Source organism: Sulfurospirillum cavolei, from assembly GCF_001548055.1.
Classification (GTDB): Bacteria; Campylobacterota; Campylobacteria; order Campylobacterales; family Sulfurospirillaceae; genus Sulfurospirillum.
The window spans coordinates 230,040-253,361 of sequence record NZ_AP014724.1; the positions used below are offsets into that span (position 1 = coordinate 230,040).

The window sequence follows — 23,322 nt, forward strand, 5'->3', positions numbered from 1 at the left end:
AACAATCTAATAAAATATAAAACTTACTAAAATATGCCATGTTAGAACATCATCGGGAACAATCATTATGACCAAAGAAGCACAAATCGAACAAAACTTCATTCGAAAATTAAGCGATTTAAAGTACGTTTACAGAGATGACATTCGTGATAAACAATCCCTACATAACAATTTCCGTCAAAAATTTCAAGAACTCAACCAAGTGCATCTAAGCGATGCCGAGTTTGCGCGATTGATGGACAGCATCATCACGCCCGATGTTTTCACTTCCGCTAAAATTTTACGTACAAAAAACACCTTCATCAGAGACGATGATACGCCTTTAGATTACACGCTTGTCAATATCAAAGATTGGTGCAAAAACAGTTTTGAAGTGATTCATCAGCTCCGTATCAACACGGACAACAGTCATCACCGTTACGATGTCATTTTGCTGATTAACGGCGTGCCTGTGGTGCAAGTTGAGCTTAAAAACTTGGAAATTAGCCCACGACGTGCAATGCAACAAATCGTTGATTATAAAAACGATGCGGGAAACGGCTACACCAAAACGCTCCTCTCTTTCATTCAACTCTTCATTATCAGCAATCAAACGAACACATGGTACTTTGCCAATAACAATACAACCCATTTTAGTTTTGATGCCGATGAGCGATTTTTACCCATCTACAAATTTGCCGACAAAGACAACAACAAAATAACCCATCTCGATAGCTTCTCAGAGCACTTTTTAAGCAAGTGTGTCTTAGGCGAGATGATAAGCCGTTACATGGTGCTTGTTGCCGTGGAGCAAAAGCTTTTGATGATGCGCCCGTATCAGATTTATGCGGTCAAAGCCATCGTGGATTGCATTCATGAAAACTGCGGTAACGGCTACATCTGGCACACTACGGGAAGCGGTAAAACCTTGACCTCGTTTAAAGCCTCAACGCTTCTCAAAGACAATCCCGACATCGAAAAATGCCTCTTTGTCGTTGATAGAAAAGACTTAGACAAACAAACCAGAGAAGAGTTTAACCGATTTCAAGAAAATTGCGTCGAAGAAAACACCAATACCGAAGCACTGGTTAAAAGACTTCTATCATCTGACTATGCCGATAAAGTCATCGTGACGACGATCCAAAAATTAGGACTCGCCCTTGATGATACGAACAAAAAGAACTACAAAGAGCAGTTAAAACCTCTTAGCGATAAACGCATCGTTTTCATCTTCGATGAGTGTCATCGTTCGCAATTTGGCGAAAACCATAAAGCCATCAAAGCATTTTTTCCCAAAGCGCAACTGTTCGGTTTTACGGGAACGCCTATTTTTGAAGAAAATGCCGTCCAAAAGCAGGTCGAAGAGACTGAAAAAACATTCATTACCACCGAAGATGTCTTTAAAAGAGAACTGCACGCCTATACCATCACGCATGCCATTGACGATGAAAATGTTTTACGCTTTCACATCGACTATTATAAGCCAGACGCTCAGGTTTCTAACGGTTCTCCTATCACGCAAAAAGCCATCGTTGAGGCGATTTTGGAAAAACATGAGGGCGCGACATCGGGGCGAAAGTTTAACGCTATTTTAGCCTCTGCTTCCATTAACGATGCCATAGAGTATCACAAACTTTTCAAAGCATTGCAAGCTGAAAAAGTAGCTCAAAATAGCGAATACACACCGCTTAATGTTGCGTGTGTTTTCTCTCCCCCTGCTGAGGGTAACAAAGACATTAAACAGCTCCAAGAAGACTTAGACCAAGAGCGCAAAGACAACGAAGAAAACCCTAACGAGAAAAAAGAGGCGTTAAAAGCCATCATCGCAGACTACAACGCACGCTATGGCACAAACCACACCATCAACACGTTTGATCTCTACTACCAAGACGTGCAAAAGCGCATTAAAGATCAAAAATACACCAACAAAGACTACGCGCACAAAAACAAAATCGACATCGTCATCGTGGTCGATATGCTCTTAACGGGCTTTGACTCCAAATACCTCAATACCCTCTACGTCGATAAAAATCTCAAATACCACGGGCTCATTCAAGCCTTTTCACGCACCAATCGCATCTTAAACGACACTAAACCCTATGGCAATATACTCGATTTTAGAGGGCAACAAAAAGCCGTGGAAGACGCCATCGCTCTGTTTTCAGGCAAGTCGTCAAAACCTGCCAAAGAGATATGGCTCGTTGATGCGGCTCCAAAAGTCATCGACACTCTCAGTCACGCCATGCAAGCACTAGATACCTTTATGACCTCGCAAGGACTCAGTGCAAAGCCTGAAGCCGTGGCAAATCTCAGAGGCGATGAAGCCAGAGGGCAGTTTATAAACCTTTTCAAAGAAGTGCAACGCCTTAAAACCCAACTCGACCAGTACACCGACCTAAACGACGAGCATAAAAAACGCATAGAAAGCATCATCCCTTTAGATACACTAAGAGCATTTAAGGGTATGTATCTCGAAACTGCTGCACGCCTTAAGGAAAAACAAGGCAAAAGCGAAGCACCAAACAGTACCCTAGAACAGCTTGACTTTGAGTTTGTGCTCTTTGCTTCAGCGGTGGTGGACTATGACTTCATCATGCGCCTCATCGCCAAATACACCCAAAGCACCAAAAAGCACAAGATGACCAAAGAACAACTGATGGGCATCATCGAGTCCGATGCGAAGTTCATCGATGAAAAAGAGGAGATTCGCTCTTACATCGACACCCTAGAAGTGGGTGCGGGTCTGAGTGAGGACGCCATCAAAAAAGGCTACGAAGCTTTTAAAGCAGAGCTTGCAACCAAGCAACTTGACGCCATCGCCAAGCGTCATGGCATCGACAAAGAAGCGTTGCATACGTTCGTCGAGCGCATCATGCACCGTATGATTTTCGATGGGGAACTTTTAAGCGACCTCTTAGCACCTCTTGAACTGGGCTGGAAAGCACGAGCACACAAAGAGCAAGAACTTATGGAAGAACTCGCACCCTTTTTACGAAAATTGGCGGGAGAGAGCGATATATCGGGGTTAAAAGCCTATGAGTAAGACGATGAAAAATATACCCAAAGTGCGCTTTCCTGAGTTTCGAGATACGCCTGCGTGGGAGGAAAAAAAACTAGGTGAAATAAGTACCTATGTGGATTATAGAGGACGAGCTCCTATTAAAACGGAAATAGGTTATTTCTTAGTAACAGCCAAAAATATTAAAAAAGGATTCATTGATTACAACTGTTCAAAGGAATATGTGGCAGAAGATGATTATTTAAATGTAATGAGTAAAGGATTACCTGAAATTGGGGATATTTTATTTACAACCGAAGCACCCTTAGGAAATGTCGCTTTAGTAGATAACAAAAATATTGCACTTGCACAAAGAGTAATAAAATTTAGAAACAAAGAAATGCTTTCAAATATTTATTTACTTCAATATATGCTTTCAGATGTTTTTCAAAAAGCAATATTTTGTAAATCAATTGGATCAACTGTTCAAGGAATTTCAGGAAAAGAATTACAACAAATTAAATTATTGATCCCCTCACTTAAAGAGCAACAAAAAATTGCGGAGTGTTTAAGCTCACTTGATGCGCTGATTTTGGCGCAAAGTAGTAAAGTCGAAGCGCTCAAAGCGCATAAAAAAGCCTTGATGCAACAGCTTTTTCCCGCCGAGGGCGAAACCACCCCCCGCCTCCGCTTTCCTCAATTTCAAAACGCCTCCGAGTGGGAGAAAAAACCGTTAGAAAATTTCTTTGATTTTTTACGAGGTAGTTTACTTTCAAAAGCGGATATTGTTCAGAATGGTGTAAGCAAATGTATTCATTACGGCGAATTATTTACTATATACAAAGAAAAAATATCTGAGATAAAATCATCTACAAATCTTGAGAATGGACAATTTAGCCAAAATGGTGACATCTTAATGCCTAGTTCAGATGTAACTCCCGAGGGATTGGCAACAGCGAGTGCAATATTTGAAACTGGAGTTATCATCGGCGGTGATGTGAATCTTTTGAGACCTAAAAACCAAATCAATTCCTTGTATATATCGTATTTATTGAATTTTAGTAAAAAAGAAATCATGAAGTTGGTTACAGGTACAACTGTAAAACATATATATAATAAAGATATTGCCAAACTTGAAATAAGAATACCGCAACAACTAGAAGAACAACAAAAAATCGCCGATTGTCTTAGCTCTCTTGATGCACTGATTTTGGCGCAAAGTAGCAAAGTCGAAGCCCTAAAACAACACAAAAAAGCGTTAATGCAACAACTTTTCCCTACATGTAAGGTCACTTCATGAATGAAAACAACATCATCATCTGCAACACCGATGACGGTAGAACTTCCGTTTCTCTTTTAGCCAAAGATGGCATGACGTGGCTGAATCAAGCTCAGATAGCAAAAAAAGGAATGTACAAAAATGAGCATAACTAGAAGTAACGACTATGTTATATCTCTCATTAAAGAGTTGATTAAACAGCCAAATGAAACGGAATGGTTGGAGTTTAAACACAACAATGATGATAAAGAGATGATAGGCGAATATATAAGTGCCTTATCAAACTCGGCAGCACTCAACAGTAAAACAAATGCCTATATGATTTGGGGAGTTGATGATGCAACACACAAAATACTTGGAACTACTTTTAAGCCATCGGCGACAACCAAGGGCAATGAAGCTTTAGAAAACTGGCTATTAAAGCTTCTAACTCCAAAAATAGATTTTAAATTTTATGAAGTAACGATAGATGAGAAGGAGGTGGTATTGCTAGAAATAGCACCTGCCAATATCAACCCTGTTACTTTCAGCGGGGTGGAATATATACGGCTAAACTCTCACAAAAAGAAGTTAAAAGAGTTGCCAGAAAAAGAAAGAGAACTCTGGAGAGTATTTGATCGAATTCCTTTTGAAAAGCAGATAGCAGTGGATAATATCGATGATAGTGAAGTTTTAAATTATTTAGAATATACAAAATATTTTGAACTGTTAAACTTGCCATTGCCAGAGAACAGGCAAGCTATTTTAGAAAGCTTAACAAATGATGACCTCATAAAGAAAACAGAAAATGGAAAATACTCCATAACAAACTTAGGGGCTATTCTTTTTGCAAAAAATTTAAATAGCTTCAGCAATCTAAAGCGCAAAGCGATTAGAGTTATACAATACAAAGATAATACAAAATTTGAAACTATAAAAGAGAGAGAGGGTACTAAAGGATATGCGGTTGGATTTGAAGGCTTAATCGATTATATAAATAATATATTGCCTTCAAATGAAGTTATCAAACAGGCATTTAGAGAAAATGTAAGAATGTATCCTGAACTTTCAATTAGAGAGATTGTAGCCAATGCCATTATTCATCAAGATTTTTTTCAAACAGGCAGTTCTGTAATGATTGAAATTTTTTCAAATCGTTTTGAAGTGACTAATCCTGGAACTCCACTTGTTGATACCGATAGATTTTTAGACTCTCCCCCAAAATCACGAAATGAGGCTTTGGCTTCTTTTATGAGACGAATTGGTGTTTGCGAAGAGAGAGGCAGTGGTGTTGATAAAATAGTAATGCAAAGCGAAATCTATCAACTTCCCGCTCCTATATTTGAAAAGACCAATGAGCATACGGTAGCAATATTATTTGCTCACAAAGAACTTAAAGATATGGATAAGTCAGATAAAACACGAGCTTGTTATCAACATGCGAGTTTAAGATATATTCAACGAGACTATATGACGAATACTTCTTTAAGAGAAAGATTTGACATAGATAAAAAAAATATTTCTATGGTTTCAAAAATCATTAATGAAACGCTTAAAGAGAAAAAAATCTTTATCTATGATGAGAGTGTTGGAAGCAAAGCAAGAAAGTATATACCATGGTGGGCAAAATGATTTTAAATTTGTTTCACCGTTGTTTCATTGAGAACTTAAATTTTACTGATCATAGATATAGAACAGCCTATAACAAGGGTTTTCCCGTGATAAATTTGCTTGATGGTTGTTTGATTTACAAGAAAATAATAGCAAAATAATAGGGACAATTTTAAATAATGACGAATCAAATCAAAACAAATATCATCATCTACAACACTGCTGATGGCAAGGCTTCCGTTTCTCTTTTAGCCAAAGATGGCACGGCATGGCTGAATCAAAGCCAAATTGCCGAACTGTTTGCAACATCCATCCCAAATATCAGTATGCACATATCAAATATATTTGACGAGGGTGAGCTGGATAAAGATTCAGTTGTTAAGGATTACTTAACAACTGCGAGTGACGGCAAAAACTACTCTGTTGCTTATTATTCCCTAGCGATGATTTTAGCCATAGGCTTTCGGGTGCGAAGCAAACGTGGTACTCAGTTTCGCCAATGGGCAAATAAAAACCTGAGCGAATACATGATAAAAGGCTTTGTCATGGACGACGAACGCCTTAAAAATCCAGACGGCAGACCTGATTATTTCGATGAGCTTATCGAACGCATTCGTGATATACGGGCGAGCGAAAAACGCTTTTACCAAAAAGTGCGAGAGCTTTTTGCGCTGAGTCGTGATTATGATGCGAGCGATAAAGCGACGCAACTCTTTTACGCCGATACGCAAAATAAGCTTTTATTTGCCATCACCGGACACACTGCCGCCGAGATTATTACCCATCGCGCCGATGCGTCAGCTCCCAATATGGCACTAACAAGCTTTCAAGGCTCAAAGGTGCGAAAAAGCGATATTTATACCGCAAAAAATTATTTGACCGAGGACGAACTCGATAGCCTCAACCGTTTTGTCGTTGTATTTTTAGAAACGGCAGAATTAAGAGCCAAAAACCGTCACGATCTCAGCATGGATTTTTGGAGAGAAAACATCGACCGTATTATCGAGTTTAACGATAAAAAGCTCCTCAAAGGGCATGGAAGCATCAGCAAAGAGCAGATGGAAAAGATGGTTGAGCAGGTGTATGCCGTTTTTGATACAAAACGAAAAAAAGAAGAAGCTATCGAAGCCGATAGGCAAGACTTGGAAGAACTAAAGCAACTCGAAGAAAAGGTGACAAAGAGAAGATGAGCGAGACAGAATACCAAGAATTAGGAAAAACCCTTTGGAGCATAGCCGATAATCTCCGTGGAGCAATGAATGCCGATGACTTTCGTGATTATATGCTCTCGTTTTTATTTTTGCGTTATCTTTCCGACAATTACGAAAGTGCCGTCCAAAAAGAACTCGGAAGTGACTACCCTGACAATACTAAAACCCCTAGCATCACACCGCTTCAGTTGTGGTATGATGCCAACAAAAGTGATGTCAAAGCCTTTGAAGCGCAAATGCGTAAAAAAGTGCATTATGTCATAGAGCCGCGCTTTTTATGGAAAGCTATCGCTGAGATGGCTCGCACACAACACACTGACTTGTTACAGACACTAAGAGACGGGTTTAAGTATATCGAAAATGAATCGTTTGAAAGCAGCTTTCAAGGACTCTTCTCCGAAATCAATCTTGATTCTGAAAAGCTCGGAAGAAACTACGCTCAACGCAATGAAAAGCTATGCGTGATCATCCAAAAAATTGCCGATGGCATTGCGAGTTTTTCAACCTCTAGCGATATTTTAGGCGATGCGTATGAGTATCTCATCGGTCAGTTTGCCGCAGGTTCAGGCAAAAAAGCAGGAGAATTTTACACCCCTCAACAAATTTCGACCATTTTATCGTCCATCGTTACACTCGATAGTCAAGACCCAACAACGGGCAAAAAGAAAAAACTAGAGCGAGTCTTTGACTTTGCGTGCGGTTCAGGCTCTTTGCTTTTAAATGTTCGTAAACAGTTAGGCGCGCATGGCATCGGGAAAATCTACGGACAAGAAAAAAACATCACAACTTACAACCTTGCACGGATGAATATGCTTCTACATGGGGTCAAAGACTCGGAGTTTGAGATACACCATGGCGACTCACTCTTAAATGACTGGGAGATGCTCAGAGAGTCAAACCCTGCTAAAAAGATGACCTTTGATGCCATCGTCGCCAATCCTCCTTTTAGTTATAGGTGGGAAGCCAATGAAACGATGGGTGAAGATTTTCGTTTTAAAAATTATGGGTTAGCGCCTAAGTCTGCGGCGGACTTTGCTTTTTTACTGCACGGGTTTCACTTTTTAAAACAGGACGGTACGATGGCGATCATCTTGCCGCACGGTGTACTCTTTCGTGGTGGAGCAGAGGAGCGTATACGCACAAAACTCCTCAAAGATGGACACATCGACACGGTTATCGGATTGCCTTCCAATCTTTTCTTTTCAACAGGTATTCCTGTGTGTATATTGGTGCTTAAAAAGTGTAAAAAATACGATGATGTGCTTTTTATCAATGCGGCGGAACATTTTGAAAAAGGAAAACGCCAGAACCGTTTGCGTGAAGAGGACATCGAAAAAATCATCGCGACGTATCAGTACAGAAGAGTAGAAGAGAGATACGCTCGTCGTGTTTCCTTAGAAGAGATCGAAAAAGAGGGCTACAACTTAAATATCTCTCGCTACATCAGCACTGCCGTGCAAGAAGAAGAGATCGACCTTAATGCCGTACATCAAGAACTTGCGGAAGCGGAGAAGAAAATCGTAGAGGCTTTAAAAGAACACAATGCCTTTTTAAAAGAGTTGGGACTGCCGCTTTTACCGTAATAAATCTTTACATGTAAAAACTTTTTCGATGTTACCCACCGTTTACCGCTTTGGCGTTAGGATTGCTATCGGGAAATTCCCAAGCCAAAAACAGGAGGAGAAGATGACGCTTAGCTCAAATTCTCTTTACGGAGCGTCTTTGGGCGCAACGTACGGTTACGGTACTAAAAATTCCGCTACGTCCGAGTCCTCGTTCGCAGAAGCGTTGCTTACTTCTATGGACAGCGATTCAAGCGGATCAATCGATAGTGCCGAGTTTAGTAGTGCCGCTTTGGCGCTTTCCATCAGTGACGAAAGTGCTATCAGTAGTGCTTTTACTGCTATGGATAGCGACGGAGACGGTTCCGTTAGTTTTGATGAGTTGAACTCTACGCTAGCGCAAATGTCTTCTTCGGCGGCAGGTTCTATGCCCCCACCTCCGCCGCCTTCATCCTCGTCTGAGCACGATACCGGATTGAGCGAAGAGGAGATGACTTCTTTATTGAAAGAGGTTTCCTCTACGGACGATCCTTTGGCAGATTTGCTCTCTTCGGTGGTCGAAAATTTTGACGCCGCCGATGCCGACGGAGACGGAAAAGTGACATTTGCCGAAGCGATGAGCTATCGTCAATCGAGCGAATCGAGCACCGATACGACGGAGATGAGTACCGTATCTGCGGCAGGAGGCACGCCCCCGCCCCCACCGCCGCCTTCTTCTTCTGAGGAAGAGGATACGGGCTATACCGAAGACGAACTTTCGGCTATGGCAAATGACGTTTCTTCGACAGATAGTGCTTTATCTTCGCTTTTTGAGACGCTGGCTTCGAACTTTGACGATGCCGATGCCAACGGCGACGGTAAGGTAAGTGCCGCAGAAGCACGTGCTTATCGGGATTCACAAAACTCAAGCGATACGACGACAAATACTTCCGAGGTAGCCTCTACGCAAGAGCGTACGATGGATCGCAACGACGAGATGATGAAAACGCTTTTAGCGCAAATCATTTCGAACTATGCTTCTCAAAATACCTTGTCGGGAATGTCCGTTAGCTTTAACGCTTAGTTTAGGAACCGCGCTCTAAGCAAGGCGCGGTTTTTGTGTTACTCTTCATTTACTTGCGCTTTGCTATAATCAAGCCATGATTAAGATTTTAATGATCGAAGACGACGTCGAATTGGGACAACTGCTTCAAAACGCGCTTGAAAAAGAGCAGATCGAAACGCTCTTGACATGTACGCCTTTGGAAGGACTTGTCGCGTTGCAAAACGAAAATTTCGACGCCTTGGTGCTTGATCTCTCTTTACCGCAAATCGACGGACTTGAAATTTGCCGTATCGTTCGCGAAACGTTTCCTTCCCTTGCGATTATCATCTCTTCGGCGCGCTCCGATATGAACGATAAAGAGATGGGTTTTGCGCGGGGTGCGGACGACTTTTTACCCAAACCTTATGATCCTAGAGAATTAGCCTTTCGCTTACGGGCTATTTTACGAAGAGGCACGACGAACGGTACGCATCACGAAGCGACATGTCAAACGTTTTGTATCGACGAAGAGCGTCATACGGTCACGCGAGCCGATCGCGAGCTACGTTTAACCATGGCGGAATACGACATCGTTTCGTACATGTTAAAAAAAGAAGGGTTTGTGATTTCCAGAGAAGAATTGCTCTTAAACATCGGTTCGATCAAATACGAAAGCAGTCTAAAAAGTATCGACGTGATTATGGGTAGAATTCGCCAAAAAATAGGCGATGATCCTAAAAAGCCGCGTTTTATCGTCTCCGTAAGAGGAGTCGGGTATAAATTCGTCAATGCGTAAAGCTTCTATCTTAACGCTTATCTGCATCTTTTTTGCCTTAACGTTCACGGTCATTAACATCGCTTTCATGATCGAATACAAACGCCAGCAAAGCGATTTGCGGTACTTTACGTTTCAGCGTTTTATTATGGCGGTTAAAATCTTACACGATCATCCCGACGATCAAGACGCATCACTCGCAAAACTCGGCGTCCGCATCTCTTTGCTCGATAAACACTTGCTCGATAACGTGGGAGAAAAACTCTTGGAAGATCCGTTTTTTCATATGGTACTTTTTGAAAAGCGACTCTTTTTCGTTCCCAATCCCCCTCCGCCGCCTCCGCCTTTTGCGAAAGAACATCCGATGCCTTTTGATGCGCCCATGAAACCGAGGTTTGCGGAAGAGTCGGTTTTGGAAAATACCGAAAGCTACTCACCGTACCGTTTATGGATTTTAGGCGGCGTGATTAATGTTTTATTGCTTCTTTTTTTTACGATGGTACTTCAAAAGTTACTTCGTTTGCGGCAGCTGAAAAGCGACATTCGGCATGTGGGCGAACGAAAAAAATTTCACCCTATTGCGATTGAAAGCGAAGACGAGTTAGGCGAAATCGCGGTCGAGTTTAATCTGGCGATGGAAAAGATTCACATGTTAAAAGAGGCGCGAACGCTTTTTTTACGCAATATCCTTCACGAACTCAAAACGCCGATTATGAAAGGGAAGCTGCTCTCAAACACTTTGGAAAACAATCAAAAACAAGAACAGATGGAGCGTATTTTCGAGCGTTTGGAAACGCTTTTGGGCGAAATGGTAAAAATTGAGAAGTTGAGTTCCAACGAATGGGTGCTCGAAGCTAAGGAGTACCGTTTGGTGGACGTGCTCGATCATGCGATGGATTTACTGTTGTGCGATACGAAACGTATTCACTTTCGCTACCACGAAGAAGCCCCTTTGATCAACGTCGATTTTGAGCTTTTTGCGACGGCGGTCAAAAACTTGCTTGACAACGCTTTGAAACATTCGAGCGAAGCGATTGAGGTTGATGTTGACGTGCACGCTTTAACGGTGGGAAGTTACGGCGAGGCTCTTTTAGAGAGTTGTCGCGATTTTTCACGCCCGTTCAATCGCACGACGGAAGGATCGAGCAACGGCTTGGGACTTGGTTTGTACATCGCAAACGCGATTGTCGAAAAACACGGGTTTCGTTTGAGTTATCTTTACGCGGAAGGGCAGAATTTCTTTACGATTCATTTTGATGCCTCGGTATCATAACCGAGGCTTTTTAGATTTTAGACGATGTCTTTGAGTTTTTCTCTTAAAACAAATGCGGTAAAAGGCTTGACGATATAATTGTTCACGCCTTCTTTGATTGCGGTAAGGACTTCTTGCTTGCCGCCCTCGGTCGTTACCATAATAATCGGCGTTTTTTTATACTCTTCCATCGCTCGGAGTGCTCGTACCAAATGCAGTCCGTCCATTCGCGGCATATTCCAGTCGGTCATAATCACGTCGAATTTTTGATCTTTCGCTTTTTCCAGTGCATCGATTCCGTCTTCGGCGGCCGTGGTCGTATAGCCGATACTGTTGATGGTATTGCACAAAATTCTACGCATGGTTGAGCTATCGTCAACAACTAAAAAATGCATCGAGGTATCCTTTAAACTGAGTTTTGATGTTCGTAAGCAAAAAGCGTTCACTCTTGTAAATTATATAAAATTTTTGGTATATGTTTACTATATTAATTAAAGATTTTGTAAAGATTTATTGGACGGGAGGTATAAAAAACGGAAAATGACACATTGTTTATGAAATCGGAGTACAATGCGATTTTATTTTTCAGTAAGGAGAGAAAAGGAGATGTTCAAACGTTTCTTCGCAGTTTTAGTCAGTCTTTTAGTTTTAAGTTCAGGCGTTTATGCAAGCGGTAGCACTACAAGTGATACGGTTCAAACCAAAAAACATACGGTTAAAGAAAAAGCCCATAAAGCACCTCAAAAAAACGTCAAACATGCAACGCATTCCGCATCAAAAGTAGCATCGAAAAATACGCCAAGAGCTCATAAACCAACGCAAAAATCTTCTAAACAAGCCTTAGCCGCGGCTAAGAAAAAGAGCGTCAAAAGCCATAAGAGCGCAACCGTTTCTTAAGCAAATTAAACCGTTTAGAGTTTTCGTTTTTAGAAAAACTCCAAACGGTTTTTTTAAGCAAACTCACTGTAGAATCCTCTCAATGCACGACGTCTAAGGCTTAGACAAACATAATCGCAACAACCATACTTTATGACTTCTTTTATGTTTTTCCCCTCTTCGTGCCACTTTACATGTAAGGATCTTTTATGCAAAGAAGAACGTTTATGAAAGGCTGCGTAGCTCTAGGGGCTAGTTCGGTCATCCTCCCTCAAGTTTCGATCTTAGAAGCGAGTGAACCAAAGAGCAAAACGCGTATTTTTTTCGTCAAAAACAGTTATAACCTCAAACACGAAAACAAAAACGGTTTAACCAAATTGTGGGTTCCGCTTCCTCAGGAAACAAGTTATCAAAAAGTGAGCGATTTTAAATTTAGCTCCAATGCAACGAATGCCTATGTGACGGATAAAAATGCTTATAAAGCTCGAACACTTTACGCTGAGTGGAAAAATGGCGGCGAAAAAGTGCTTGAAGTCACTTACACCATCACAACCAATGAGCGCAATGCCGATCTTAGCAAAGCAACCGCTTCTACCAAATACCCTAAAGATGTCGCACACTACCTCAAACCAACGGCGCACATCCCAACGAGCGGTAAAGTCAAAGAGTTAGCGCTTAAAATCACCGCGGAGGCTAAAACGCCCCTCGATAAAGCCAAAGCGATCTACGCATGGGTCACTGAGAATATGTACCGTGACAACGCTGTTGTGGGTTGTGGCGTGGGTGATGCAGGCAAAGCGATCGAGCAGAACATCATGGGTGGAAAATGCACCGACATCAGCTCTGTTTTTGTGGCACTTCTTAGAAGTGTAGGTGTTCCTGCGCGTGAGATCTTTGGTATCCGTTTAGGCAGTTCTCGCTACTCCAAAGCGTGCGGAAGCAGTGATGAAAACGGACTCGCGAAGATCACGGGAGGTGAGCACTGTAGGGCAGAGTTTTACCTTGATGGCGCGGGCTGGGTTCCATGCGATCCTGCCGATGTCGCAAAAGTCATCTTGACCGAGAAAATGACGCTAAACGATCCACTTATCAAAGAGGTTCGTGAGTATTTCTTCGGCAACTGGGAGATGAACTGGATGGGCTACAACACCGCGCGTGACTTTGTACTCTCACCAACACCAGCGCAAAAACCACTCAATATGTTTGGCTACCCGTACGCGGAAGTGGAAGATGATGTCTTAGACTACTACGCACCAGCGGCATTTGCGTACAGTTTTGTCTCACAAGAAAAACTCTAAGCGATGAAAAAAGAGATTCTAGGCGTACTAACAGCTCTGCTTTCAGCGGTTGGGGCAACCGCATGCTGTCTGCCTCCACTGCTGTTTTTACTCTTTGGTATCTCTTTTGGATTTTTAAGTTTTTTAGAAACACTCACTCCTTTTCGTATACCGCTCTCGCTTTTATCGCTCTTTGTTTTGTGGCTTTCATGGCGAAGTTACGCGCATCATACCTTTACATGTAACCCTCAAAAGAGAAAGCGTTATATCTGGTTTTATTCGATACTTCTAGGCGTTATTTTAGTCGTATTGTTGTATCCTGAATGGGTTAATTTATTGATAGGAAGCGATGAATGAAAAAATGGTTGATACTCCTTTTACCGTTGATGCTCTTTGCCAAAGAAGAAGTGGTCATAAAAGTGGCTGAAATGCACTGCCCGATGTGCACCACAGCGGTCAAAAAAGCACTCAAAAGTGTTGAGGGTGTAGAAAATGCCAAGGTGACATTGGAGACAAAATTAGCCGTCGTTATCGCCAAAGATGGCATCGACGATAAGACATTTTTAGAAGCGGTAAAAACGACGGGGTATGAGGGCGCGATGGTGTCACGCACCTCAAAAAAGTAATTTACTTAATCATCTATATTACAAACTTTATTGTAATCTTTAAAATTAAGAAATATATTGTGAATCATTTTACTGTCGTCAGTAAAATTAAATTCAAAATTAATATAGTTTCCAAATTCTTTTATGATTTTTTGTCTATTGTTTTTGTTACAACCATTTGTTGCTTCATCTAATATTTTATATAACTCATATAAAAAATCATATTTTTGCTTACAAACCATTAATCTATCAATAATCCCTGAGTTAATGCCATTTTCTTGTAATGATCGTCTAAAAAACCAACTTAGTTCACCTATTGGATGTTGCTTTAGTACTTGGATGAATTTTAAATCTCTATCGATCATTTTATCTCTTTTATGATATCTAAATTTGTTTAGATATTATAGTAGCAAAAATAAGTTAAAATTTATAATCATAAACTGATAGGTGAAGAGTTTTATTAGTGTATTAGGGCTCTGGGCTAAACTTTTAACTTTTCTCTTTACATGTAAATATTTTCCAAGAAATCCTATCAAAAAAACCATTTAAACAACCTCTCTTATCTCGCTATCCACATTCACATGCTAAACTTTCATAAGCCAAAATTCTGGTAAAAATTTTTACATGTAAAGGCACATCATGGGTGAATATGCTTTTCTTTTAGCGATAGCAACGGTATTTATGTTAGGGACGATGAGTCCGGGACCTAGTTTTATCTTGATCGCCAAAACGGCTGTTTCAAAGTCTCGCAAAGAGGGGTTTGGGGTGGCGATCGGTTTGGGGATGGGTGCTGTGGTTTTTTCGCTTTTAGCCATTTTTGGACTCTACGCCATTTTAGAAACCGTGCCTTTTTTATACGGCGCTTTAAAAGTAGCAGGAGGGATGTATCTGGTCTATTTAGCCTATAAAATGTGGAAATACGCCGATACACCTTTGGAAACCACACTTAGTTTGGAGCAAAAACCCAAGAGTTTTTTCAAAGCTGTTTTATTTGGGTTTGCGACACAGATGAGCAATCCAAAAACCGCCATTATCATCGGAAGTATCTTTGCTGCGTTGCTTCCAAAAGAGGTGCCGCCTTTTGGAACGCTGTTTATCTGTCTCATCGCGTTTATCATCGATGCTACGTGGTACTCGTGTGTTGTAGGTCTTTTATCGACGCAAAAAGCGCAAAAGATTTACTTGCGCACGAAGAGATACATCGACAGAATCGCAGGAAGTGTGTTGGGGTTGTTAGGTCTTAAATTGGCGTTTGATAGGGTGTAGCGTCAAAAACGGTTACGGTACGTTACGCCGTAAATTGAGTATATAAGGTTTGATATGAAGAAGATAGTATTGGGTTTGGCGGTTCTTCTGGTCGTTGCGGCGGGAGTGCTGTTTTTTTTGAAAGGTAAAGATACGTATGCGGGACAGACTGCTTCGGTGTCGCTAAGCGATGGATTGAATGTTGGATCAACGATCTCCTACACCCTTTTCGATCAATTTGGAAAAGCACATACGCTGGACGATTCGATTCATACGTTGATTTTAGTGTTTGCAAAAGATACGGGGCATACGGTCAAAGCGTATCTTGGAGCACAAGGTGCGGATTATTTAGAAAAGTATCATGTCGCATTTGTGGCGGACATCAGTCCTATGCCCGTGGTTATACGCAATACGTTTGCGCTTCCCGATCTTAAAACACAACCCTATAGTGTCAATCTCATTTTGGATGGAGCTATAGCTGAAAAGTTTAAAAAAGGTGCGAAAATAGACGGTATTACGCTTGTGTCTCTCAACCATAAACAGGTCGAAAAAGTAGAATATGTGGGAGACAGTGAAGCATTGAAAAGAGCTATCGAGCAGTAAATATTCATGGAAATGACGGCGTGATTGTTTCACGCCATCTTCTTAAAAATTAGTCTTTTTTGTAAGCGTTTCTCGGTGCGGCTTTGGGTGCGCGTCCTGCGTCAGAGCGCGGTGCGCCGCTTGGTTTGGCCCCTCTGGGTGCACGTGGAGCTCTGCTCTCGCCGCCGTCGCGATTGCCTTTGTATCCGCCGCCTTCTTTGGCAAACGGGTTACGGCTTTCGCCTCTTGGAGGACGCGCGTCTTTGCTTCCGCCATCACGTGAGCCTTTGTAACCGCCGCTATCGCGTGAACCGCCCTCACGACTGCCTCTGTAGCCGCCGCCCTCACGTGAAGAACTTCGGTATCCGCCGCTTCTGCTATCGCGTCTGCCGCCGCTTCTTCCGCGACTGTTTTCGCGCTCTTCGATATTTTTGACGACGTTTTCGAATGTTTTTTTATCCAAACCGATTTTATCCGGTCCTACGGGACTGTTTTCGCGTAAAAGGTTAGAGAGTAGTTTAAGCGCGATTTGCGACATATCCATCTCTTCTTCCAAAAGGGCTAAAAGTTTGCTTGCACTGTCGTTAACTTCGGCATTTTTGATCTCGTCGGCAATTTTGACGAGCTTGTTTTCTTTGACGTCTCGAAGACTTGGAACCATGCGGTGTTCCATTTTTGAGCCGACTTTTTTGCCGATACGTTGCATAGAGTGAAATTCGATCGGCGTGACAAGCGTAATCGCCGTTCCTTTTTTACCCGCACGTCCGGTTCTGCCGATGCGGTGAACGTAGCTTTCCGGATCAAACGGCATATGGTAGTTGAACACGTGGCTGATGTCGGCGACGTTCAAACCGCGGGCGGCGACGTCGGTTGCGACTAAAATTTCGATTTGGGAATTACGAAAGCCCTTAATGACGCTTTCGCGTTGGTTTTGTTCCATATCGCCGTGTAAGCCTTTGGCCGCATGTCCTACTGCCATCAGTTGCGTTGAAAGGCGGTCGACCTCTTTTTTCGTACGGCAGAAAACGATGGCTTTTTCAGGCTCAAGCGCATCCAAAAGGCGAATCATCGCATCGTCTCTTTCGTATTCGTTAATAACGTAATAGAGTTGTTCGATGTCTTCATTCGTCGTGTGGTCTTTGGGCGTAATGCTCACAAATTGCGGTTCGTGCAAAATCTTGGTTGCAAGACGTTTGATGGGATCGGGCATGGTTGCTGAAAAAAGAAGGGTTTGACGTTCTTTGGGAAGGTAGGTAAAAATCTCTTCGATGTCTTCTAAAAAGCCCATATCGAGCATTTCGTCTGCTTCGTCTAAGACAACCATTTTAGGGGCAAAACCGGGTAATTTACCGTTTTTGAGAAGATCAAGCATTCGTCCCGGAGTAGCGACGATGACGCTAGCCCCTTTTTCGATCAAACCGATTTGACGGGAATAGGAACTTCCTCCGTAAATCGTAACGGTTTTAATACCGCAAAAACGACCGAGCGAATAAAGTTCGTCGCTGACTTGCGTCGCGAGTTCGCGTGTAGGAGTAATGACTAAAAGTTGGACTTTGTTCAGGTTCGCATCGATCATGCTCATGGTCGGAAGACCGAATGCCGCGGTTTTACCCGTTCCGGTTTGGGCTTGTGCGACGATGTCGTGACCTTGGAGAACCAAAGGAATGGCTTGTTGTTGAACGGGACTCGGTTCTTTAAAACCGGCCTCGGTAATGGCTTTGAGAATATCTTGGTGTAAACCGAAAGATTCAAATGTTTGCATAATGTATTTCCGTTGTGATTAATTTTTCAAAACAAACTTAAAGTGCGGCGCGGCACAAACTCGTATACATAAAAATTTAATGGGGAGCAACCCGTCAATATCGTATGTAAAAACCTACATACTCACTGAGGATATCCCAAATCCGGTAGGTTTTCGTTGAAGTTCTTTTTTCTCGAAGTCTTGAATTGGAGACATTATAGTGAAAATAGATTAAAACGAGGTTAATACTTTTTTTAAGGTATACCGCTAAACTTCGAGAAACATTCGTCGTACCGAAACGATCTTAGCATCAATCGATGTTTTAAGTAAGATCGTTTCGGTGTCGTACGCAGTGTTTTAAAGGTTGACGACTTCGACCTTGATCGACTTAAATGCCGCCGTGAGCGTGAAGACGTCGCATCGGTCGCCGAAGAGTCGGTTGATGTCGGCATCGGCGTGATGAAAAGTACAAAAAAGCGTTTTGGGTCGAACTTTGTCGGTCAATTGAACTTTTAAAGGCGCACTTTGTCCGAATTCGGTTTTTAAGACGACTCTTTCGCTTGTAAAATCCGCCGCATCGGCTTCATTGACCAAGAGCACCGTCTCCTCGTAACGCTTGGCGAGCTTTTCACAGCGCAACGTTTGCGAAGCGTTGTTGTACAAAGCCAGCGTTCGTCCGGTCGTCAAATAATAACCGCTTAAACGCTTTTCATGCAACGCTTCGACCATGCCTCGAAGTTCGTACGCGTGGTAATGAAAACGTCCGTAACCGTCCTCGGTACGAAAATCGAGCTGGTGCAAAATGGGCGTGTCTTCGGTATGGACGGGCCATTGAAGTCCTCTCACGCGGTGTCGCTCCAGTCTGCTGTAACTCGCACCCGAAAAACGGCGGTATGCCACTTCGCGCACTTCGTCCCATATCTGTTTCGAATCGGCGTAGGCATACGTTCCTTTGATCTTTTTTTCTAACAACTGGATCACTTCCCAATCATCGGGCAGATCGGTTCGCACCAAGGGTTGCGAAAGGTGCAGGCGTCTCATGGCGTTGATGTAAACGCCCGTTTTTTCGTAAGCGGATTTGACGCCTACGACGATGTCGGCGTATTCGGCGATTTTCGTCATAAAGAGTTCTTGTACGAAGATCAATTCGGTCTTTTGAAGTGCTTTTTCGATTTTAGCGGTATTGGGATGAACATGCGTCAAATCTTCACCCATATTGATCACGGCTTTGATGCGCCCGTCGATCATTTCGTCGATCAATTCGGGCGTCATCAATCCGATCTCGTCGGGCATTTGATAATCGGGAGCGTAATAGGGCAACATTCCCATATCACAGGCACCTTGAACGTTGTTTTGTCCGCGAAGCGGCATCAGGCCCGCTCCTTGCTTGCCGATATTTCCCGTCATCAACGCCAAATGCGTGATCGCCATAACCGCAAACGATCCGTCGACATGTTCGGTTACACCCAAACCCCAAAAGATCATCGATTTTTTGAGTGCGTATTCGCGTGCGACTTTCGGGATCATTTTGCTCAAATACTCGTATCCTTCGAGCTTTTCGAAGTATTTCGGATTGGCAAACGGGTCGTTTAAAATGCGCTCTTTAAAGTCGTTAAAACCCAGCGTTCGATCGGCGATAAAATGTTCGTTGTAAAGCTCTTCGGTGATAATCACGTACGCCATCATATTTAAAATCAGCAAATTGGCTTCGTGCGGAATAATGCCTTTGTACTTTGCCAAACGGTGCAAGGTAATCTCTCGGACGTCGAACACCGCAAGGTTGTCGTGCTTGGTCGCCATATCGACGATACGGTTGGAGATGATCGGGTGCGCTTCGGTCGTGTTAGAGCCGATGACGACGATAAATTCGGCATGGTAAATGTCGTTATACGGATTGGTCGCCGCACCCTCGCCGATGGTCGTTCGCATACCTTTAAGGCTAGGAGAGTGGCAAATGCGCGCGCAATTATCGACATGCGGCGAACCGAGCGTAAAGCGCGTAAATTTTTGTAAAAGATAGGAGCTTTCACACGAGGTTCGCGCTCCTCCGATCGCACAAATGCTTTTGTTACCGTAGCGTTTTTGCACTTCTTGGAGTTTCATCGCGCATGCCGTCGTAGCACCCTCCACGTCGGTTTCAAACCACGTTTGATCAAGCGATCGGAGCCTTGAGGCTATCGCTTGGGCGATTTTTGGGTTCTCTTTTAAAAACTTTTTTTTAATACGCGGCACTTTGAGCCGGTCGGGTGCATTTAAAAATTCGTAGCCGTACTTGCCTTTGACGCAGAGTTTTCCCTCGGATACCACGCCTTCGGCATGAGCGAAAATACTTTCAATCCGATTGTTTTTGACGTTTGCCGCGATGTCGCATCCCACACCGCAATACGTGCAAACACTGTCGATGACCTCACTGTTTTCCATGTTGTTTTGCCTTCTTCCGCCTGTTGTCGTGTGCGAATTATATAAAATCACGCCTAAATCAAAAGCCGCTACGGTGTTATTAATTGTGTTTTGATTACAATACGAAAATGAACTTTTAAAGGAGCGCTTATGATTATTTACATCCACGGATTCGGCTCAAGCGGAGAAGCGAACAAGGCAAAATTGTTGCGTGCGCATTTTCACGAAAAGGGCATTCGCTTTATTGCGCCATCCTTGCCGACGATTCCCGATCTTGCGATTCACACGCTTGACGAATTGATCGAGTCGTATCTCGCGAACGAAACGGTTTATTTGATGGGTTCTTCTTTGGGCGGGTATTACGCGCTTTATTTGAGCGATAAGTACCATCTCAAAGCCGTCTTGATCAATCCCGCGATCAATGCACCCGAAACTTTAGATCGCGCCATCGGACACGGAGTCAATTATTACGATAACTCGGCGTATGAGTGGAACGCTTCACATGTCGAAATGCTAGAGAGTTACGAGATCGAAGAGCCCAATCTCAAAAACCTCTTTGTTTTGCTTCAAAAAGGCGATGAGGTCTTAGACTACGAAGAGGCGTTTGATGTTTTAGAGGGAGCGAAGATGATTGTCGAAGAGGGCGGCACTCACAGTTTTGAGGGACTTGAGCGCCACTTTGAGGCTATTCAACGTTTTTTCGGCGTCGCTTTAAAATTGTAATATTGTTGAGCAATTTAACCGCATAAAGCGTCAAAACGGTTCCTAAAATGATAAAGACGTCCAGCTTCTCGTCCAAAAAGAGCGCACTTAAAATAATGGCGGAGAAGGGCACGAAAAAGACGAACGAACTCACTTCCGCGGCACCGAGTTTTTCAATGCCTAAAAAATAAATGGTATTGGCAAACGTGGACGCGGCGAGTGAAATCAACGCGATATTGATCCAAAAAACACGATCGAACGACGCAAAAGGCAACGCGCCGATATCGGCAAAAAAAACCCAATCGAGCACAACCGTAACGACGTACATGTAAAACGTAAACACGATCGGCGAAATCTTGGTCGACTTGGAGCTGATAATCGTGAGCACCGCCCACAAAATCGCCGCCAGCAAAAAGTAAAGGTTGTGGATCACCCAGATATGCGCCGGATCAAACGTCCAGATGTGCAACATCGTTAAAACGCCAAGCGCGCCTATCATCAATGCAAACGCATCTTTGCGCGTGACTTTTTTCGTTCCCAAAATCGCTAAAAAGACAAACGTCAAAATCGGAATCAGCGTCGTAACCATCGCACCGCCCAAAGACGCCGTACCGAATTTCGTACCGAGATAGTAGTATTTGTTGTACAAAATGAGCGTCACCGAGACCAAAACAACCAAACCGAAGCTTTTAAGGTCGATTTTAAACGAGTGTTTTAACCAAAGAATGATCGGAACCATCGAAACGGCGGTAATGCCGAAACGCAACCAGATCATCTCGTAAGCCCCGACGTAATGTCCTATGATTTTGACGTTGACCCACGAACCGCCCCACGCGACCATTGCAAGAAAGAGTAAAAAGAAAAAAAGATTTTTATGTGCCATAGCAAGCTCCTTGCGTGAAGTGTACCGTTTTTACATGGAGAAGTTATAGAATAAAATTGCTTTTTTGCAACGTCTTGGGCGAATAGCCGTAGATCTTGCGAAACGCTCGGATAAAATGCGACTGGTCGCTAAAGCCCGCCTCCAACGCGACATGCGAAAGTGCCTCGCCTTGCATCACCAACGTTTTGGCTTTGCAAACGCGCTTGGCGATGATGTACTGATGCGGGGTCAGTCCCGTATGGTTTTTAAACAGCCTGAGAAAATGGTATTTGCTCACATGTGCGGTTTTGGCGAGTGCGTTTAACGTGATGTCCGTTTCGATGTTATCGTGGATGTACTCGATGACCGTCGACATCGCTTTAGGCTCGTGACATGTCGGTGGGTAGGGTGCCGCTTTTCGTGCATAATGCGCGATCAAATAGCCAAGTGCATCGATGAGTCGAGACTCCACGACCATCGCGGCTTCATCGGTGTAAACGGCTTGAAAAAAGGCGATAAGATGTCTAAAAAGTGCTTCGTCTTCGATGATATGTCGCTCGAAAATCGGCATCTTTTTCTCACCGTACATCTGCTCGTACAGCGTGCTTAAAAGCTCGGCGTCGGGATAGAAATTGGTGTATTGCCACGCATGCGACTCTCCGCCGTGAATTTCGCCCGGATTGATAATGCGCGCGGTGTGTTCGTACACCGGAATAATTCGATGCTCGTAATGCGACGTAAATAACCCTCGATACGTTAGCCCGATCGTGTAGGTGTCGTGAAAATGGAACGCGAAGTTATCGGTCGAATCGGCGATATTTTCAAACGCCGTATCGCTAAGAAGTGGAAGTTTCATAGCACAAGTATAACGCAATTTTGCACGTTAAAATAGTACAAAATTGCGCATCATTTAGTAATGCGTAAATTTAACGGCTTGGGCTTTGCCCTCGATGCCGTTCAGTCGATTCCACGAAGCGCCGAGCTTTTCGTAGCGTACGAAAATGAGCGCGTCCGCACCTTTTTTGAGAGCTTCTTCTTTGAGCTTGGCTTCAACGTCGGCTTGTTTGGGCTCGTCTCCCCACGGGTTGAGTTTGGTGACGCTAGCACTCACTTCGCCCATGTTTTTATACGGGCGATCGGCAATATCGAGCTCGTACATCAAAACCGTCGGTTGTAATTTGAAACGAACATCTGCCGCTTTTGCCTCTTGTTTAGCGGGTTCGGGTGCTTTTTGACTCCAAAAATTCCAATTCATACTGCACCCTGAAAAAAGAGCGACACCTACGATCATTGCCATCCATTGTTTCATTCACTGCTCCTTAAAATTCTTACGATAGTCTAGCAAAACTGTGTTAATGTTTT

23 protein-coding genes are annotated in these 23,322 nt (G+C 43.1%); 16 read left to right on the top strand and 7 right to left on the bottom strand.

Going from position 1 to position 23,322, the window contains the following annotated elements:
• The first annotated feature begins 67 nt into the window (after positions 1 to 67).
• The 9 genes from UCH003_RS01230 to UCH003_RS01265 all read left to right on the top strand — a co-directional run bounded on the left by UCH003_RS01230 (position 68) and on the right by UCH003_RS01265 (position 11,691).
• Positions 68 to 3,022 carry a type I restriction endonuclease subunit R gene (locus tag UCH003_RS01230; RefSeq protein WP_060825104.1) on the top strand — a complete coding sequence of 985 codons (2,955 nt, stop codon included), beginning with the start codon at positions 68 to 70 and terminating at the stop codon, positions 3,020 to 3,022.
• 4 nt (positions 3,023 to 3,026) lie between these two features.
• The gene (locus UCH003_RS01235; RefSeq protein ID WP_158509025.1) at positions 3,027 to 4,277 is read left to right on the top strand and encodes a restriction endonuclease subunit S; all 1,251 of its coding nucleotides are present in this window, start codon (positions 3,027 to 3,029) and stop codon (positions 4,275 to 4,277) included.
• Positions 4,274 to 4,411, top strand: a complete 138-nt coding sequence (locus tag UCH003_RS13665) for a hypothetical protein (protein ID WP_158509026.1) — start codon at positions 4,274 to 4,276, stop codon at positions 4,409 to 4,411. Before UCH003_RS01235 ends, UCH003_RS13665 begins: the two co-directional genes overlap by 4 nt.
• On the top strand, positions 4,398 to 5,867 hold the full coding sequence (locus tag UCH003_RS01240; RefSeq protein ID WP_060825106.1) for an ATP-binding protein: 1,470 nt from the start codon (positions 4,398 to 4,400) through the stop codon (positions 5,865 to 5,867). The genes UCH003_RS13665 and UCH003_RS01240 overlap by 14 nt, the downstream gene beginning before the upstream one ends.
• 158 nt (positions 5,868 to 6,025) lie before the next feature.
• Positions 6,026 to 7,036, top strand: a complete 1,011-nt coding sequence (locus UCH003_RS01245) for a virulence RhuM family protein (RefSeq protein ID WP_060825107.1) — start codon at positions 6,026 to 6,028, stop codon at positions 7,034 to 7,036.
• Complete coding sequence (locus UCH003_RS01250; RefSeq protein WP_060825108.1) at positions 7,033 to 8,640, top strand: type I restriction-modification system subunit M; 1,608 nt, start codon at positions 7,033 to 7,035, stop codon at positions 8,638 to 8,640. Before UCH003_RS01245 ends, UCH003_RS01250 begins: the two co-directional genes overlap by 4 nt.
• 103 nt (positions 8,641 to 8,743) lie before the next feature.
• Positions 8,744 to 9,682, top strand: a complete 939-nt coding sequence (locus UCH003_RS01255) for an EF-hand domain-containing protein (protein ID WP_060825109.1) — start codon at positions 8,744 to 8,746, stop codon at positions 9,680 to 9,682.
• Between the two features lie 91 nt (positions 9,683 to 9,773).
• Positions 9,774 to 10,439: a response regulator transcription factor gene (locus UCH003_RS01260; RefSeq protein WP_231964791.1), complete on the top strand. Its 666-nt coding sequence runs from the start codon at positions 9,774 to 9,776 to the stop codon at positions 10,437 to 10,439.
• Positions 10,432 to 11,691 (top strand): ArsS family sensor histidine kinase, encoded by a 1,260-nt coding sequence (locus UCH003_RS01265; protein ID WP_060825111.1) that lies wholly within the window; start codon positions 10,432 to 10,434, stop codon positions 11,689 to 11,691. The genes UCH003_RS01260 and UCH003_RS01265 overlap by 8 nt, the downstream gene beginning before the upstream one ends.
• A 17-nt stretch (positions 11,692 to 11,708) precedes the next feature.
• Here UCH003_RS01265 and UCH003_RS01270 read toward each other — a convergent pair whose 3' ends face one another.
• Complete coding sequence (locus UCH003_RS01270; protein ID WP_039673882.1) at positions 11,709 to 12,065, bottom strand: response regulator; 357 nt, start codon at positions 12,063 to 12,065, stop codon at positions 11,709 to 11,711.
• Between the two features lie 211 nt (positions 12,066 to 12,276).
• On the opposite strand from UCH003_RS01270, the gene UCH003_RS01275 reads away from it, so the two are divergent.
• From UCH003_RS01275 to UCH003_RS01285, 4 genes are all read left to right on the top strand, one after another.
• The gene (locus UCH003_RS01275; protein ID WP_060825112.1) at positions 12,277 to 12,567 is read left to right on the top strand and encodes a hypothetical protein; all 291 of its coding nucleotides are present in this window, start codon (positions 12,277 to 12,279) and stop codon (positions 12,565 to 12,567) included.
• A gap of 188 nt (positions 12,568 to 12,755) precedes the next feature.
• Positions 12,756 to 13,844: a transglutaminase-like domain-containing protein gene (locus UCH003_RS01280; RefSeq protein ID WP_060825113.1), complete on the top strand. Its 1,089-nt coding sequence runs from the start codon at positions 12,756 to 12,758 to the stop codon at positions 13,842 to 13,844.
• Positions 13,845 to 13,847: 3 nt separating this feature from the next.
• Entirely contained in the window at positions 13,848 to 14,180 is a 333-nt protein-coding gene (locus UCH003_RS13575) for a mercuric transporter MerT family protein (RefSeq protein WP_082709121.1), read from the top strand.
• Positions 14,177 to 14,449, top strand: a complete 273-nt coding sequence (locus UCH003_RS01285) for a heavy-metal-associated domain-containing protein (protein ID WP_060825114.1) — start codon at positions 14,177 to 14,179, stop codon at positions 14,447 to 14,449. Before UCH003_RS13575 ends, UCH003_RS01285 begins: the two co-directional genes overlap by 4 nt.
• Before the next feature lie 5 nt (positions 14,450 to 14,454).
• Here the strand turns inward: UCH003_RS01285 and UCH003_RS01290 are convergent, their stop codons facing one another.
• Positions 14,455 to 14,793, bottom strand: a complete 339-nt coding sequence (locus UCH003_RS01290; protein ID WP_060825115.1) for a hypothetical protein — start codon at positions 14,791 to 14,793, stop codon at positions 14,455 to 14,457.
• A 274-nt stretch (positions 14,794 to 15,067) separates the two neighbouring features.
• On the opposite strand from UCH003_RS01290, the gene UCH003_RS01295 reads away from it, so the two are divergent.
• Entirely contained in the window at positions 15,068 to 15,694 is a 627-nt protein-coding gene (locus UCH003_RS01295) for a LysE family translocator (RefSeq protein ID WP_060825116.1), read from the top strand.
• A 54-nt stretch (positions 15,695 to 15,748) separates the two neighbouring features.
• Complete coding sequence (locus UCH003_RS01300) at positions 15,749 to 16,276, top strand: hypothetical protein (protein ID WP_060825117.1); 528 nt, start codon at positions 15,749 to 15,751, stop codon at positions 16,274 to 16,276.
• A gap of 49 nt (positions 16,277 to 16,325) precedes the next feature.
• On the opposite strand, the gene UCH003_RS01305 is transcribed toward UCH003_RS01300, so the two are convergent.
• Together UCH003_RS01305 and UCH003_RS01310 are read right to left on the bottom strand one after the other, a co-directional pair.
• On the bottom strand, positions 16,326 to 18,017 hold the full coding sequence (locus UCH003_RS01305; RefSeq protein WP_060825118.1) for a DEAD/DEAH box helicase: 1,692 nt from the start codon (positions 18,015 to 18,017) through the stop codon (positions 16,326 to 16,328).
• Positions 18,018 to 18,353: 336 nt separating this feature from the next.
• A complete protein-coding gene (locus UCH003_RS01310) occupies positions 18,354 to 20,417 on the bottom strand; it encodes a molybdopterin oxidoreductase family protein (protein WP_060825119.1) in 2,064 nt (687 codons plus the stop codon).
• A 129-nt stretch (positions 20,418 to 20,546) separates the two neighbouring features.
• On the opposite strand from UCH003_RS01310, the gene UCH003_RS01315 reads away from it, so the two are divergent.
• A complete protein-coding gene (locus tag UCH003_RS01315) occupies positions 20,547 to 21,119 on the top strand; it encodes a YqiA/YcfP family alpha/beta fold hydrolase (RefSeq protein WP_060825120.1) in 573 nt (190 codons plus the stop codon).
• Here UCH003_RS01315 and UCH003_RS01320 read toward each other — a convergent pair.
• From UCH003_RS01320 to UCH003_RS01330, 3 genes are read right to left on the bottom strand one after another with little or no spacing between them, the layout of a single operon-like run.
• Complete coding sequence (locus UCH003_RS01320) at positions 21,082 to 21,981, bottom strand: DMT family transporter (RefSeq protein WP_041963105.1); 900 nt, start codon at positions 21,979 to 21,981, stop codon at positions 21,082 to 21,084. The genes UCH003_RS01315 and UCH003_RS01320 overlap by 38 nt on opposite strands.
• Positions 21,982 to 22,024: 43 nt before the next feature.
• Positions 22,025 to 22,816, bottom strand: coding sequence for an AraC family transcriptional regulator (locus UCH003_RS01325; RefSeq protein WP_060825121.1), 792 nt, complete (start codon positions 22,814 to 22,816; stop codon positions 22,025 to 22,027).
• A gap of 54 nt (positions 22,817 to 22,870) precedes the next feature.
• Complete coding sequence (locus tag UCH003_RS01330) at positions 22,871 to 23,269, bottom strand: hypothetical protein (RefSeq protein ID WP_060825122.1); 399 nt, start codon at positions 23,267 to 23,269, stop codon at positions 22,871 to 22,873.
• Between the last annotated feature and the right edge of the window lie 53 nt (positions 23,270 to 23,322).